Origin of the sequence: Stenotrophomonas sp. DR822 (assembly GCF_019793815.1) — a bacterium.
GTDB lineage: Bacteria > Pseudomonadota > Gammaproteobacteria > Xanthomonadales > Xanthomonadaceae > Stenotrophomonas > Stenotrophomonas indicatrix.
Genome location: NZ_CP081826.1, coordinates 3577489 through 3591523, shown reverse-complemented (window position 1 = coordinate 3591523; position 14035 = coordinate 3577489). Strand labels below are relative to the sequence as shown.

Below are 14035 nucleotides of genomic sequence, written 5' to 3'. Positions count from 1 at the left end.
GCCCGGCCACGGACAGTTTGCTGAGCGCGGCCAGCCACGGAAAAAAGAAAATGAAGATCAAAAGCGGGTCGCTTGCTGCGCTCGCTCCGTGTCGACCAAGGTCGACACCTACCAATAGTCCCGCGTGCCGACAACCGCCGTTACCAACAGCCGCGGGAAACTGTCGAAGGCGGGGTACTGTGGGTTTGCGGGGTGTGAGCCGCATGGATGCGGCGACCAAGCCTACAAGGACGTACTTGCGGCGGCCCCGCAAACCCACAGTACCCCGCCATCCCACCGAATGTCGCTGTTGCCGTTGCTGTGGCCTCTGCAGGTGCAGGGCTGCAAGCCCTGCCGAAACCCCTCTTACCCCACCTTCGACAGTTCCTTGCCCGCGTCCAACAACGGAAAAGAAAAAAGAAAAGCAGGAGCGGGTCGCTTGCTGCGCTCGCTCCGTGTCGACCAAGGTCGACATCTACCAATAGTCCCGCGTGCCGACAACCGCCGTTACCAACAGCCGCGGGAAACTGTCGAAGGCGGGGTACTGTGGGTTTGCGGGGTGTGAGCCGCATGGATGCGGCGACCAAGCCTACAAGGACGTACTTGCGGCGGCCCCGCAAACCCACAGTACCCCGCCATCCCACCGAATGCCGCTGTTGCTGTTGCTGTTGCCGTTGCTCTGGCTTGTAGCGGGTGCAGGGCTGCAAGCCCTGCTGAAACACCCTTACCCCGCCATCAACGCTTCGATCTCGTCGGCGCTGCGTTCCAGGCCTTCGGTCAACATCCGATGCCCGTCGTCGGTGATCAGCACGTCATCCTCGGTGCGGATGCCAATGCCGCGCCAGCGCGGTTCCACCGTGGTGTCGTCCACGCCGATGTACAGCCCCGGCTCGATGGTGAACGCCATGCCCGGCTCCAGCAGGCGCGAATCGCCGGCCAGACGGTAGTCGCCTACGTCGTGCACATCCAGCCCGATCCAGTGCCCGGTCTTGTGCCGGTAGAAGCGCTGGTACAAGCCTTCGGTGAGATTCTTTTCCAGCGTGCCCTTCAACAGGCCCAGCTGCAGCAACCCCTCGGTGAGGGTCTGCACCGCCGCCAGATGGCCCATTTCGTACGCCACGCCCGGTTTGGCCTGGGCAAGCGCAGCCGCCTGCGCGGCACCCACCAGATCATGCAGCGCGCGCTGCTCGGCACTGAAACGACCATTGACCGGGAACGTACGGGTGATGTCACTGGCGTAGCCGCGGTACTCGGCGCCGGCATCGATCAACACCAGTTCGCCGTCGCGCGAACGCGCGTTGTTGTCGCGGTAATGCAGGATGCAGGCGTTGCGGCCGGCACCGACGATGCTGCAGTACGCAGGCACCGCGTCGTTGGCACGGAACACCCGCTCCAGCTCGGCCTGCAGTTCGTACTCGTGGATGCCCGACTTCGCACGCTGCATGGCCGCGCGATGCGCCAGCACACTGATGTCGGCCGCACGCTGCATCAACGCCACCTCGGCACCGGACTTGAACAACCGCTGCTCGTGCAGCAGATGGCCCAGTTCCAGGAACTCATGCGGCGGCTGCGCACCATGGCGCACCTGCGAGCGTACGCGGTTCACCCAGCCGATCAGCTTCAGGTCGAAATCCGCATCGCGGCCGAAGTGGTAGTACACCCGCGAACGCCCTTCCAGCAGGCCCGGCAGGATGTCGTCCAGGTCGGTGATCGGGTAGGCATCATCCATCGCGAACTGCGCCACGGCGCCTTCCTGGCCGGCGCGACCGCCATCCCAGGCTTCGCGCTCGGGATCGCGCTCGCGGCAGAACAGGATCGCTTCGCCGTGGCGCCGGCCGGGAATCAGCACCAGTACCGCTTCCGGCTCCGGGAAGCCGCTCAGGTACTGGAAATCCGAATCCTGCCGGTACGGATAATGGGTATCGAGGCTGCGCACCTTCTCAGATGCCGCCGGCAGCACCAGGATCGCGTCTTCGCCTGCCATGTCCATCAACTGCCGGCGACGACGCTTGTACTCGCCGGCAGCAATGCCGGTGCGCTGCTTGATATCCATCAGTTCAGGCGCTGCCGATGGCGCGCGGCCAGCACCACGTCACCGTGCAGCAGCAGCACCGCCACGCGGATGAACTCCTCGATCTCCGACAGGGCTTCGTCGTCGTCATCACCGCCGGCTTCGAAATCCTCGCTCGAGGCGCGGGCGAGGCTGGCCAGGTCGTTCAGCGCCTCCTCTCCTTCTTCGGACAGGGCCGGCCGGTGGCCGCCACTGCCCAGGCCGAAGCCGCCCAGGAAGGAACGGGTCCAGCTGAACATGGCGTCCGCCTGCGCGGCCACGTCGCTGCTGTCGGTCAACAGCAGCTCGAAGGCGAAGTCCCGGTCTTCCAGCTGCTTGATGGTGGCCTCCAGCAACTGCGCCAGCGCACTGCCGGCAGCCGCCTGCGGCAGCGTGTCGTCAGCCAGCACGCGCGCCGGCCAGTCATTGCCGGGGGCGCCGCCAGCGGCCAGCCAGCCGCACAGCCCGCCATGCAGCTCGGCAGCAGTGGCGCCCAGGCCCAGTTCCTGGCTGGCGCGGGTAACGTCGTCGACGGAGGGAAGTTCGGTCATCGTGCGGCTCGTTCGGAAGGGAAAACGGCAGAGCGCGCGCGCGCCCGTGAGCCGGGTAGTGTAGCAATGTGTCCGCCTGCTCTCCGTAGCAGCCGGGGCCTGCTGCGACAGTGCTTGACCGGCCTGACCCGGCTTGCCTATCGTGCGGGCATGGAACCCGCCGATCCCCTTGCCCAGCTGCAGGCCTTCGCCGCCCGTGTGGAGGCGTTGCTCGACCGCAACCTGCGGCTGGCCGAGGAGAACCGCAGCCTGCGCCACCAGCAGGAACAGCTGGTGGCCGAGCGCTCGACGCTGCTGGCCAAGAACGAGCAGGCGCGTTCGCGGGTGGAGGCGATGATCACCCGGCTCAAATCCCTGGAGCAGCACACATGAGTGCCGAACCGGTCAGCGTCCGTATCCTCGACCGTGAATACACGGTCGGCGTTGGTGGTGATGAACGCGACAGCCTGATGGCGGCGGCCCGCCTGCTGGACGCGCGCATGCGCGAGATCCGCGGCAGCAACCGGATGGCCGCGGTGGACCGCATCGCGGTGCTGGCCGCGCTCAACCTGGCACACGAACTGCAGCTGCTGCGCGATGAGAACGCCCGCCAGGCGGTCGCCCTGCAACAGACCCTGGCCGACCTGAACCGGCGCCTGGACCGGGCGATCGACAGCAGCACCTGAGATGGGCGCGGAATGCGCCTTCTCTTTTCTGAATTGGCACGCACTGTTGCCGACGAACGGCCTATCCAGATCACCCGCGGTAGCTATAATGGCCACGCGTTCTCTGCGGTACTCGACGGCATGTGCAAACATTCGCCTTGTCCCTTAAGAACGACACCGGGAGCGCGACAGCGCCGGGAGTGCAGGTCCGCCTTGCAGCGGGAAGCCCGATGGTTCTCCAGCGTTCCCACTTGAGCCCCCGGGTTCAAGGTCGTTTCGCATGCATCGACATTGCGGAGAATGCAATATTCCAGCAAGGGCGGCGTCTTCGGGCGTCGCCCTTGTTCTTTCCGGCACAATGACGGCTGATCCTTGCCGCACGCTGCCATGACCGACCCGCGACAGGCCCTGCGCCACGACCTGCGGCAACGCCGCCGCGACCTTTCCGCCCCCGCCCGTATCGCCGCTGCCGAATCGCTGGCCGATGCGCTGCTGGCGCTGCCGTTCGCCCCGCGCGAAGGCGCCGTGGCCGGCTACTGGGCGCTGGATGGCGAAATCGCCCTGCACCGCTGGCAACTGCAGCTGCCCGATCGCTTGACCTACTGCCTGCCGGTGCTGCACGGCGACGTGCTGCGCTTCGCGCCCTGGCGCCCCGGCCAACCGTTGACCAGCAACCGCTACGGCATTCCCGAACCGGACATCGCCCTCGAAGACACGCTGGAACCGGCGCAGATGGCCCTGGTGGTGACGCCGCTGGTGGGCTTCGACGCACGGTGCCGGCGGCTGGGCATGGGAGGTGGCTGGTATGATCGCAGCTTCGCCTTCCGCCATGATCGGCCGGCGCCACCCTGGCTGGTCGGCGCGGCATTCTCGGTGCAGCAGGTCGAGTCCTTGCCGGTGGCGTCCTGGGACGTGCCGGTGGATGCGATCTGCACTGAAGCCGGCACCCTGCTCCCTTCCGCTGCCCCCGTGAACGCATGACCGCCCGCAAGCGCTACTGGCTGATGAAGTCCGAACCGGACGCCTTTTCCATCGATGACCTGGCCAAGGTCAAGGTTGAACCCTGGAACGGCGTGCGCAACTACCAGGCGCGCAATTTCATGCGCGATGGCATGCAGGTCGGTGACGGCATCCTGTTCTACCACTCCAATACCAAGGTGCCCGGCATCGTCGGCCTGGCCACGGTGGCCAGCGCGGCCTACCCGGACGACACCCAGTTCGACCCGAAATCCGACTACCACGACCCCAGGAGCACGCGCGAGAACCCGCGCTGGATGCTGGTGGACGTGGCCTTCGACCGCAAGCTCAAGCAGGTGATCGCGCTGGACGAGATCAAGCTGCATGCCGAGGAACTCGGCGAAGGCTTCCCGCTGGTTGCCAAGGGCAACCGCCTGTCGGTGTTCCCGGTGACCGCTGCGCAGTGGAAGCTGCTGCTGTCGCTGGAAAAGAAATCCTGATTCCCTGCCTGAGAGCTCCCCGCAATGTCTGAAGCCAAGCGCCTGGCCGCCGAAAAGGCCATCGAGTACGTCGAAGACGGCATGATCGTCGGTGTCGGCACCGGTTCCACCGTCGCCTATTTCATCGATGCGCTGGCCCGCATCCAGCATCGCATCAAGGGTGCGGTGTCCAGTTCCGAACAGAGCACCGCGCGCCTGAAGCAGCATGGCATCGAGGTGATCGAGCTGAACCACACCGGCACCCTGTCGCTGTACGTGGATGGCGCCGACGAGTGCGATCCGAACAAGTGCCTCATCAAGGGCGGCGGCGCTGCGCTGACCCGCGAGAAGATCATCGCCGAGGCCAGCGAGCGCTTCGTCTGCATCGTCGACCCGAGCAAGCAGGTACCGGTGCTGGGCAGGTTCCCGCTGCCGGTGGAAGTGATCCCGATGGCACGCAGCCTGGTTGCCCGCCAGATCCGCGACATGACCGGCGGCCAGCCGACCTGGCGCGAGGGCGTGGTGACCGACAACGGCAACCAGATCCTGGACATCCACAACCTGCAGATCACCGATCCGGAAAAACTGGAGCGTGAGCTCAACCAGCTGCCGGGCGTGGTCTGCGTCGGCCTGTTCGCACGGCGCCGTGCCGATGTGGTGATCGTCGGCGGCGAGCCGCCGATCGTGCTCTGACCCTTTCGAAGGACCCTGACGATGTCGTTGCTGCGCTCATTGCTGATGCTCCCGCTGCTGGCCCTGACCGGCTGCGCCACCGATGCTGCCCGCCACTGGGTGGAACTTGACGGTGCGCGCTATGACGTTGAACTGGCCACCAACGATGAAACCCGTGCGCGCGGGTTGATGTTCCGCGACAAGATGGCCGAGGACCACGGCATGCTGTTCGTGCATGACCGCGAGGAAATGCAGGCGTACTGGATGAAGAACACCAAGATCGCGCTGGACATCCTGTACTTCGACAGCGAGCGGCGGCTGGTGAGCCAGCAGCGCGATGTGCCGCCGTGCTCGGCCGGTGACATGTGCCCGCCCTACCCCAGCGGTGGCCCGGCACGCTTCGTGCTGGAACTCAATGCCGGCCAGGCGGAGAAGCTCAAGCTGAAGGATGGCACCGAGCTGATCTTCGGCCCCGGCATCGAAAAGTAGGGGGCGGCCGGGCTGCGCCCGGCACCCGCCGAATCAACATCAAAAGCAAGAGCTGGGTTATCGAGGCATGGTGGGGCGGTGTGGGCTTGCAGGACACGCCGTAAACCCATCCCTGGGGGCTCGTAGGCGCCATCCATGGCGCCTGCGGTCCTGCAACCACCTCTGACAGCTTCCTGCCGCTGTTGGTGGGTGTCGACCTTGGTCGACACGGTAGATCCACGCCATGCGTGGATGGGGAGACGTGGGGATGATGAATTCACGCCGCACTGCTTGAAACCGCCTGCGATTGCCGCCAGTCTGTGGACATGCAGGACCGGATCACACTCCCCGACTGGGATGCACTGGCCGACTTCGACGACGAGGCGCTGCCACTGCTGCCGACCGCGCTGCTGATCGCGCGCGATGAATATCCCGATCTGCAGCCGTCGACCTACGATGCGCTGGTGCAGAGCCACGTCGAGCACCTGCGTGCCGAGGTGGACAGCATCGAGCACAGCCCGCTGAAGATGGCGGCCATCAACCGGCATCTGTTCGATGAGCTGGGCTACAGCGGCGACCACCAGGAGTACTACGACCCGCGCAACAGCTACCTCAACCAGGTCTTCGAGCGCCGTCTGGGCAATCCGATCTCGCTGGCACTGGTGCAGATGGAGGTGGCGCGACGGCTGGGCATTCCATTGGACGGCGTGTCATTCCCCGGTCATTTCCTGGTGCGCCTGCCGGTTGACGATGGCGTGCTGGTGATGGACCCGTTCAATGGGGGCCGGCCGCTGGACGTGGACGAACTGCGCGAACGCGCCAAATCACACCTGGGCGGGCAGATGCCCGACGACCAGGTGCTGGCGCAGATCCTCGATCCTGCACCGAGCCGCGCGATCCTGATCCGCATGCTGCGCAACCTGCATGGGCTCTATGCCGAGGCCAGCGAGTGGGATCGTGCTGCGCGCAGTGCCGACCGCCTGCTCAAGCTTGCCCCCGAACAGGACGATGCCCTGCGTGATCGCGGCCTGGCCTACCTGCAGCTGGACTACCTGGCCGGCGCGCGCAACGACCTGGGCCTGTACCTCAAGCGCAACCCCGAGGCCAGCGACGCGCAATGGCTGCGCGAGAAGCTGATCGACCTGGGCGGACCGGTACCGCGGCTGCATTGAGGTTGTCCGGTGTGCGGACCAACGGTCCGCACCCACCGCCAACGGTCCGCACCCACCGCCAACGATCCGCCCCACCGGTAGCGCCGGGCCATGCCCGGCGGCGATTGCGATCAATCGATCTCGACCATCTCGAAATCGTCCTTGGTCACTCCGCAATCCGGGCAGGTCCAGGTCTCGGGGATGTCTTCCCAGCGCGTGCCCGGGGCGATGCCCTCTTCCGGCAGCCCATCCGCTTCGCGGTACAGGAATCCGCAGACCACGCACATCCAGGTACGCAGGGTGGTGGGGGTGGCTTCGCTCATCGGATAATCAGGGCTGGATTCACGGGCCGCCATTGTCCCATCGCGGTCCACTCACCGGTAGCCATCGATGCCTTCTGCTTCCCCGGCGCCCCGCGGCGTCTACCTGATCACCCCGGATGAACCCGATACCGCACGCCTGCTGGCGCGCACCGCGCCGCTGCTCGCCGCCGGCGCCACCTGGCTGCAGTACCGCAACAAGACCGCCAGCGATGCCCTGCGGCGGGACCAGGCCACGGCGCTGCAGGCCTTGTGCGCCGCCCACGGCGTGCCGCTGATCGTCAACGACGACCCGGCGCTTGCCCAGGCCATCGGCGCGGCCGGCGTGCACCTGGGCGGCACCGACGGTGACATCGGCGCCGCACGCAGCCTGCTCGGCCCGGACGCCATCATCGGCGCCTCCTGCTACGACCAGCTGGCCAACGCCGAGCGTGCCGTGGCGGCCGGCGCCAGCTACGTGGCCTTCGGCGCGTTCTTCCCCACCACCACCAAGGTCACCAGCAGCCGCGCCCACCCCGACCTGCTGCGGCAAAGCGCCGCACTGGGCGTGCCGCGGGTGGCGATTGGTGGCCTGAGCCCGGACAATGTCGGTCCCATCATCGATGCCGGCGCCGACCTGCTGGCCGTGGTCAGCGGCATCTACGCCGCGCAGGACCCGGTCGCGACCCAGCGCGCCTACCTCGCCCGATTCGATACGCAGCAGTAACCCCCAGGAAACCCCATGAACCACGACCAGTCCCACGCCCTGTTCTCCCGCGCCCAGGAATTGCTGCCTGGCGGCGTCAACTCACCGGTGCGCGCGTTCAAGTCGGTCGGCGGCGAACCCTTCTTCGTCGAGCGCGCTGACGGCGCCTACCTGTACGACGTCGACGGCAACCGCTACATCGACTACGTGGGATCGTGGGGCCCGATGATCGTCGGCCACAACCACACCGCCGTACGCCAGGCGGTGAAGAAGGCGATCGACAACGGCCTGTCCTTCGGTGCGCCGTGCGCAGCGGAAGTGACCATGGCCGAGACCATCACCCGGCTGGTGCCGTCGTGCGAGATGGTGCGCATGGTCAACTCCGGTACCGAAGCCACCCTGTCGGCGATCCGCCTGGCGCGCGGTGCCACCGGCCGCAGCTGCATCGTCAAGTTCGAAGGCTGCTACCACGGCCACGGCGACTCGTTCCTGGTCAAGGCCGGCAGCGGCATGCTGACCCTGGGCGTGCCGACCTCGCCCGGCGTGCCGGCCGGCCTGAGCGAACTGACCCTGACCCTGCCCTACAACGACTTCGAGGCGGCCACCGCCCTGTTCGACGCACGCGGCAACGAGATCGCCGGCCTGATCATCGAGCCAGTGGTGGGCAACGCCAACTGCATTCCGCCCCGCGAAGGCTACCTGCAGCACCTGCGCGCGCTGTGCACGCAGCATGGCGCGCTGCTGATCTTCGACGAAGTGATGACCGGTTTCCGCGTTGCCCTTGGCGGTGCGCAGGCGCACTACGGTATCCGCCCGGACCTGACCACCTTCGGCAAGATCATCGGTGGCGGCATGCCGGTGGGCGCCTACGGCGGCCGCCGCGAGCTGATGCAGCAGATCGCGCCCGCTGGCCCGATCTACCAGGCCGGCACGCTCAGCGGCAACCCGGTGGCAATGGCCGCCGGCCTGGCCATGCTGGAGCTGATCCAGCAGCCGGGTTTCCACGACGATCTGAGCGCGCGCGCCGCACGCCTGTGCGCGGGGCTGGAAGCTGCCGCCGCCGATGCAGGCGTGTCGGTGACCACCACCCAGGTGGGCGCGATGTTCGGGCTGTTCTTCACCGCTGAGAAGGTGGAGACCTACGCCCAGGCCACGGCCTGTGACATCCCGGCGTTCAACCGCTTCTTCCACGCGATGCTGGACCAGGGCGTGTTCCTGGCACCGTCGGCGTACGAGGCCGGCTTCCTGTCCAGCGCACACGACGATGACGTGATCGAGGCCACGCTGGCAGCGGCACGCGTGGCGTTCAAGGCGGCCAAGGGCTGAACCCCGGCCTGGTAGGTGCCGACCGTGGTCGGCACTGCCTGCCCTCATCCACGCATGGCGTGGATCTACTGGATCGATGTGCCTCATCCACGCATGGCGTGGATCTACCGAGCTGCGTCTCTGGAGTAGAGCCACGCCATGCGTGGCTGCTGCGCACTCAACCGAAGACGAACTTGCCCTTCATCATCGCGAAGTGGCCGGGGAACGAGCAGAAGAAGGTGTAATCGCCGCCCTTCTGCATGCCCTTCGTGGAAAAACGCACGCGGGCGGTCTCGCCACCACCGATCACCTTGGTGTGGGCCAGCACGCGCTTGTCGGCCTTCGGCAGGTAGCTGTCGGCCAGGGTCATGCGCATGCCCGCCATCGCCACCGGCTGGTAGTCGGCGGTGCGGGTCAGCACCCAGTTGTGGCCCATCGCGGTGGCGGCCAGCCTGCCGGTGTGGCGCAGGGTCAGGTCGATTTCGCTGCAATCGGCGGCCACCTTGATCTCCCGGCTGCTGAAGCTCATCTGGTCGGTGCTGTCGATGCTCACCGCACATACGCGCGCCATCGCCGATGGCGCCAGCATCAGCGCACCCAGCCCCACCGCTACCATCCAAGCCTTCATCGTCGCGTCTCCTGCAGGTTCGGTGGTCATTCTAGGCAGACGCCTGGCCACCCGGCTGCGACCGTGTGTCGCAGTAGTGGTCCAGGGTTTGCGTGCGGATACGGCAATGGCATGCTCGACCGATGCGGATCGATCTTCTCCTGCTCGATATTGATGGCGTGCTGCTGCACTACCAGCGCGCACAGCGCGTGCTGCATCTGGCGCAGACGCTGGGCGTGCCGACCGCGCACGTGCAGGCCGCGCTGTACGACAGCGGGCTCGAAGCAGCGCACGACAGCGGCACGCTGGATGGCGCGCGCTATCTGGCCCAGCTGGGCGAACGGCTCGGCACAACAGTAACGCTGCACACCTGGATCGCCGCACGACACGCGGCCAGCCACCCGCAACACGCCGTGCTGCAACGGTTGCATGCCCTGCAGGTGCCGATGGCGGTGCTGACCAACAATGGTGCCTTGATGACGCAGGCGCTGCCGACGCTGCTGCCGGAGCTGTATCCCATGCTGCACGGCCGGGTGTTCTGCAGCGCGGACTTCGGCCTGCGCAAGCCGGCGCCGGAGGTGTTCCTGCGCACGCTCGCAGCCCTCGAGGTGGCAGCGGCGCACACGCTGTTCGTCGATGACCTGTTCGTCAACGTGCGCGGTGCGCGCGCAGCGGGCCTGCACGCGGAAACCGTGCAGGATGGGCGCGGGCTGGGAAAGGTGCTGAAGCGCTACGGGGTGCGGTAGCGCCGGGCCGTGCCCGATGAGCGCAGCGCAAAAGCAACGCCGGGCATGGCCCGGCGCCACCTTGGTCAATGATCAGCGCGCTGCGACGAACGCGGCAATCGCCGCACGCAGGCGCTTGAGGCCTTCGGCCACTTCTTCGTCGGTGATGTTCAGCGACGGCACGAAGCGCAGCACGTCCGGGCCAGCCTGCAGGGTCAACAGGCCCTGCTCCGCAGCGTGGTCGAGGATGGCACCGGCCTGGCCAGCGAACGCCTTGCTCAGCACCGCACCCAGCATCAGGCCACGACCGCGCACCTCGCTGAACACCTTGAACTCGTCGTTGATGCGGGCAAAGCCATCGCGCAGCGCCTTCGACTGGCGGCTGACATTGGCCGCGATCTCGGCCGAGGCCAGCTTGCGCAGCGCCACGCGGGCGACGGCCGCGGCCAGCGGATTGCCGCCGAAGGTGGTGCCGTGGGCACCGAACTGCATGGTCTCGGCCACCTTCGGGCCGGCCAGCATCGCACCGATCGGGAAACCACCGCCCAGTGCCTTGGCCAGGGTCACCATGTCCGGCACCACGTCATCCTGCCAATGCGCGAACAAGGTACCGGTACGGCCCATGCCGGCCTGGATCTCGTCCAGCACCAGCAGTGCGTTGTGCTGGTCGCACAGTTCGCGCACGCGCTTGAGGAACCCGGACCTGGCCGGCATCACCCCGCCCTCGCCCTGGATCGGCTCCAGCATCACCGCCGCCACGTCGCCAGCGGCCATCGCCGTTTCCAGCTGCACCTCATCGTTGAAGTCGATGTAGCGGAAGCCCCCCGGCAGCGGCTCGTAGCCTTCCTGGTACTTCGGCTGCGCGGTGGCGGTCACCGCGCCCATGGTGCGGCCGTGGAAGCTGCCGCGGAAGGTGATGATCACGCGCTTGTCGGCCGGGCGACCCTGGCTGGAGGCCCACTTGCGGACCATCTTGATCGCCACTTCGTTGGCTTCGGCGCCGGAGTTGCACAGGAACACGCGCTCGGCGAAGCGGCTGGCCTTCACCAGTTCCTCAGCCAGGTGCAGCGGCGGTGCACTGTAGAACACGTTGCTGGTGTGCCACAGCTTGCCGACCTGTTCGACCAGCGCGGCGACCAGGTCCGGGTCGTTGTGGCCCAGGCCGCACACGGCAATGCCCGCGGCCAGGTCGATGAACTCACGCCCCTGGCTGTCCCACACGCGGGCGCCCTGGCCTCGCTCCAGCACCACCTGGCGGGGCTTGTACACCGGCAGGTAGTAGTGCGACAGGGAGATCAGCGGATCGGTAGCGGCGGTCATGGCGGTCAGCAGGGTTCAGGAATGCCCATTCTCGCGCTGGAACCCGTGCGGCACAATGCACGCATGCGACCGTTTTCCGCCCCCCAGCTGAACCCCGCCACCGAGACCGGCTGGCGCCGCCGGTGGTTCGACATCATCTACCGCCACGACAGCCGGCCCTCGCGCAATTTCGACCTGCTGCTGGTCTACGCGATCATCGCCAGCGTGCTGGTGGTGATGTTCGACAGCGTGCAGCGCTTCCACATCGCGCATGCCGACTGGCTGTACGTGCTGGAATGGGGGTTCACGATACTGTTCACCGCCGAATACGTGCTGCGGCTGGCGGTGGTCAAGCGCCCGCTGCGCTATGCGGTGAGCATCTGGGGCATCATCGACCTGGCCTCGATCCTGCCGACCTACCTGTCGCTGTTCATTCCCGGTGCGCAGAGCCTGCTGGTGGTGCGCGCACTGCGCATCCTGCGCGTGTTCCGCATCCTCAAGCTGACCCGCTACATCGAAGAAAGCGGCGTGCTGATGCAGTCGCTGTGGCGCAGCCGGCGCAAGATCCTGCTGTTCCTGTTCACGGTGGTCACCATCACCATCATCGCCGGCACGCTGATGTACGTGATCGAGGGACCGAACCATGGCTTCACCAGCATTCCCAGCAGCATGTACTGGGCGGTGGTGACGATGGCCACGGTCGGCTTCGGCGACATCGTGCCGCAGACCGTGCTCGGCCGCTTCGTCACCTCGGTGCTGATCCTGATCGGTTACAGCATCATCGCCGTGCCCACCGGCATCTACACCGCCGAACTGGCCAGCACCATGCGCGATGCCGAACTGGCCGCGCGCCGCGATGCACGTGGCTGCCCGCACTGCGGGCTGGAAGGCCACGAGCCGGATGCACGGCACTGCCGCAAGTGCGGCGGGCAGCTGCCGGACACGTTCAGCCACTGATGATGAGGCCGGACGGCGGCCGGCCCCACCGAAGCCAGCACAGTAGATCCACGCCATGCGTGGATGAAGCCTCACCAAAGGCACACAGCAGATCCGCGCGATGGACGAATGCGGCATCCCGCATCCATCCATCGCAGTCGACCGACTGGCTCAATTCATGCGATTGCTGGTGGTCACCAGATCGTTGTAGGCGGCCATCACTGCCGCCTCCGAGCCCGCAGGCGCCGATCCGACACGGCCACTGGATGTCCGTTCTTCCTCGCGCTCACGTTCGGTGAATGCCTTGCCTGATGCAAGGCGCTCGACGCGGCGCCCGGCATCCCGGATCAGCACGTCCGTCGACCGCTGCACATGTGCCCACAGCGGGTTGTCCTTGCCCACCCCTGCATCCTGCATTTCCTTCACCAGCGCTTGGTAGTCGGCCAGCTGCGTGCGCGCCACCTGCAGGTCCGGCGCCTCTCCCTGCAGCGACAGTGCCAGGCGCTTGCCGTCACCGATCATGCGCAGGTGGTAGTACGCCAGTGAACGACCTTCGTCCGCTTCGATCTGCTTGAGCTGCGCGGCACGGCGTTGCTCCTCGTTCTTCTCCAGCGCCGCGTCCAGGGCCTCGCTGGCCTTGAAGAAGTCAGCGTAGGCCTGCATCAGCGGCGCATGCTGGGCGCGCATCCCTTCGCCGTTGTCGCGCCGATAGTCCTCACGGGTGAAATAGCCATCAGCGCGTTCGATCAGCGCATACAACGCCTGGAAGGCCGTCTGGTACTGCCGCACCGGCTCATCCAGCGGCGTGGCCGGCGTCCGGGCCAATGCATCGGTCAGCGGTTGGCCGCAGTACTCGACACGATGCGACAGCACCTTGCCCGGCGAGCGCGGCTGCGCTTCCTTGCCCGTCGGCCCCGCTTCGGGATCCTTGATCCAGGCGGTATAGGTCTGGAAACCCGCCTGGATGGGCTGTTCGACGCCGTTGTAGCACTCGATGTAGGCGTTGATCTTCTGCAGGCCCGGATCGGCCACAGGCATTCCTGTCGAACCGTTGCAACCAGCGAGGGCGGCGGCAGCGCCGAGCATGAGCAGAGAAAGTACACGCGAAGAAGAATTCAAACCGGTTCCTTGCAGATATGAGACGGCGCACATTCTCGCGCGCGGTGGAACAGCCCGCATACGCGGACGCCGATGCCATCGAGACGAC

At 66.6% G+C, this 14035-nt stretch carries 17 protein-coding genes and 1 other RNA gene; 12 read left to right on the top strand and 6 right to left on the bottom strand.

The genetic code is table 11. From position 1 onward, the window contains the following. Positions 1–703: 703 nt before the first annotated feature. Together K5K93_RS16425 and K5K93_RS16420 are read right to left on the bottom strand one after the other, a co-directional pair. Positions 704–2026, bottom strand: a complete 1323-nt coding sequence (locus K5K93_RS16425; protein WP_222391104.1) for an aminopeptidase P N-terminal domain-containing protein — start codon at positions 2024–2026, stop codon at positions 704–706. A gap of 5 nt (positions 2027–2031) precedes the next feature. Further along, entirely contained in the window at positions 2032–2580 is a 549-nt protein-coding gene (locus K5K93_RS16420) for a UPF0149 family protein (RefSeq protein ID WP_093817924.1), read from the bottom strand. Positions 2581–2730: 150 nt separating this feature from the next. Between K5K93_RS16420 and K5K93_RS16415 the strand changes: the two genes are divergently transcribed. The 8 genes from K5K93_RS16415 (at position 2731) to K5K93_RS16380 (ending at position 6972) form a co-directional block, all read left to right on the top strand. Further along, positions 2731–2952, top strand: a complete 222-nt coding sequence (locus K5K93_RS16415; RefSeq protein ID WP_049469000.1) for a TIGR02449 family protein — start codon at positions 2731–2733, stop codon at positions 2950–2952. Then, positions 2949–3245 (top strand): cell division protein ZapA, encoded by a 297-nt coding sequence (locus K5K93_RS16410; protein WP_025874199.1) that lies wholly within the window; start codon positions 2949–2951, stop codon positions 3243–3245. Before K5K93_RS16415 ends, K5K93_RS16410 begins: the two co-directional genes overlap by 4 nt. A gap of 97 nt (positions 3246–3342) precedes the next feature. After that, a non-coding RNA gene (gene ssrS, locus K5K93_RS16405) (6S RNA) lies at positions 3343–3528 on the top strand. 83 nt (positions 3529–3611) lie between these two features. After that, the gene (locus K5K93_RS16400; protein WP_032976727.1) at positions 3612–4205 is read left to right on the top strand and encodes a 5-formyltetrahydrofolate cyclo-ligase; all 594 of its coding nucleotides are present in this window, start codon (positions 3612–3614) and stop codon (positions 4203–4205) included. Beyond that, the gene (locus K5K93_RS16395; protein WP_093817926.1) at positions 4202–4681 is read left to right on the top strand and encodes an EVE domain-containing protein; all 480 of its coding nucleotides are present in this window, start codon (positions 4202–4204) and stop codon (positions 4679–4681) included. The genes K5K93_RS16400 and K5K93_RS16395 overlap by 4 nt, the downstream gene beginning before the upstream one ends. 24 nt (positions 4682–4705) lie before the next feature. Beyond that, positions 4706–5353, top strand: a complete 648-nt coding sequence (gene rpiA, locus K5K93_RS16390) for a ribose-5-phosphate isomerase RpiA (protein ID WP_049469006.1) — start codon at positions 4706–4708, stop codon at positions 5351–5353. A 21-nt stretch (positions 5354–5374) separates the two neighbouring features. Beyond that, positions 5375–5821, top strand: coding sequence for a DUF192 domain-containing protein (locus K5K93_RS16385; RefSeq protein ID WP_140225571.1), 447 nt, complete (start codon positions 5375–5377; stop codon positions 5819–5821). 305 nt (positions 5822–6126) lie between these two features. After that, positions 6127–6972 carry a SirB1 family protein gene (locus K5K93_RS16380; protein WP_222388431.1) on the top strand — a complete coding sequence of 282 codons (846 nt, stop codon included), beginning with the start codon at positions 6127–6129 and terminating at the stop codon, positions 6970–6972. 110 nt (positions 6973–7082) lie between these two features. Here K5K93_RS16380 and K5K93_RS16375 read toward each other — a convergent pair whose 3' ends face one another. Beyond that, a complete protein-coding gene (locus tag K5K93_RS16375) occupies positions 7083–7307 on the bottom strand; it encodes a rubredoxin (protein ID WP_025874193.1) in 225 nt (74 codons plus the stop codon). A gap of 34 nt (positions 7308–7341) precedes the next feature. On the opposite strand from K5K93_RS16375, the gene thiE reads away from it, so the two are divergent. Continuing rightward, positions 7342–7977: a thiamine phosphate synthase gene (gene thiE / locus K5K93_RS16370; RefSeq protein WP_093817927.1), complete on the top strand. Its 636-nt coding sequence runs from the start codon at positions 7342–7344 to the stop codon at positions 7975–7977. 15 nt (positions 7978–7992) lie between these two features. Then, positions 7993–9282, top strand: a complete 1290-nt coding sequence (hemL, locus tag K5K93_RS16365) for a glutamate-1-semialdehyde 2,1-aminomutase (RefSeq protein WP_222388430.1) — start codon at positions 7993–7995, stop codon at positions 9280–9282. A gap of 157 nt (positions 9283–9439) precedes the next feature. On the opposite strand, the gene azu is transcribed toward hemL, so the two are convergent. Next, on the bottom strand, positions 9440–9889 hold the full coding sequence (gene azu / locus K5K93_RS16360; protein ID WP_033831930.1) for an azurin: 450 nt from the start codon (positions 9887–9889) through the stop codon (positions 9440–9442). 122 nt (positions 9890–10011) lie between these two features. On the opposite strand from azu, the gene K5K93_RS16355 reads away from it, so the two are divergent. Continuing rightward, a complete protein-coding gene (locus K5K93_RS16355) occupies positions 10012–10614 on the top strand; it encodes an HAD-IA family hydrolase (protein WP_222388429.1) in 603 nt (200 codons plus the stop codon). A gap of 72 nt (positions 10615–10686) precedes the next feature. Here K5K93_RS16355 and K5K93_RS16350 read toward each other — a convergent pair whose 3' ends face one another. Continuing rightward, complete coding sequence (locus K5K93_RS16350; protein ID WP_222388428.1) at positions 10687–11913, bottom strand: acetylornithine transaminase; 1227 nt, start codon at positions 11911–11913, stop codon at positions 10687–10689. Positions 11914–11976: 63 nt separating this feature from the next. Here K5K93_RS16350 and K5K93_RS16345 point away from each other — a divergent pair, with 63 nt between their 5' ends. After that, positions 11977–12849, top strand: coding sequence for an ion transporter (locus tag K5K93_RS16345; protein ID WP_093818214.1), 873 nt, complete (start codon positions 11977–11979; stop codon positions 12847–12849). Positions 12850–12999: 150 nt separating this feature from the next. Here the strand turns inward: K5K93_RS16345 and K5K93_RS16340 are convergent, their stop codons facing one another. Beyond that, the gene (locus K5K93_RS16340) at positions 13000–13947 is read right to left on the bottom strand and encodes a YiiG family protein (RefSeq protein ID WP_222388427.1); all 948 of its coding nucleotides are present in this window, start codon (positions 13945–13947) and stop codon (positions 13000–13002) included. Between the last annotated feature and the right edge of the window lie 88 nt (positions 13948–14035).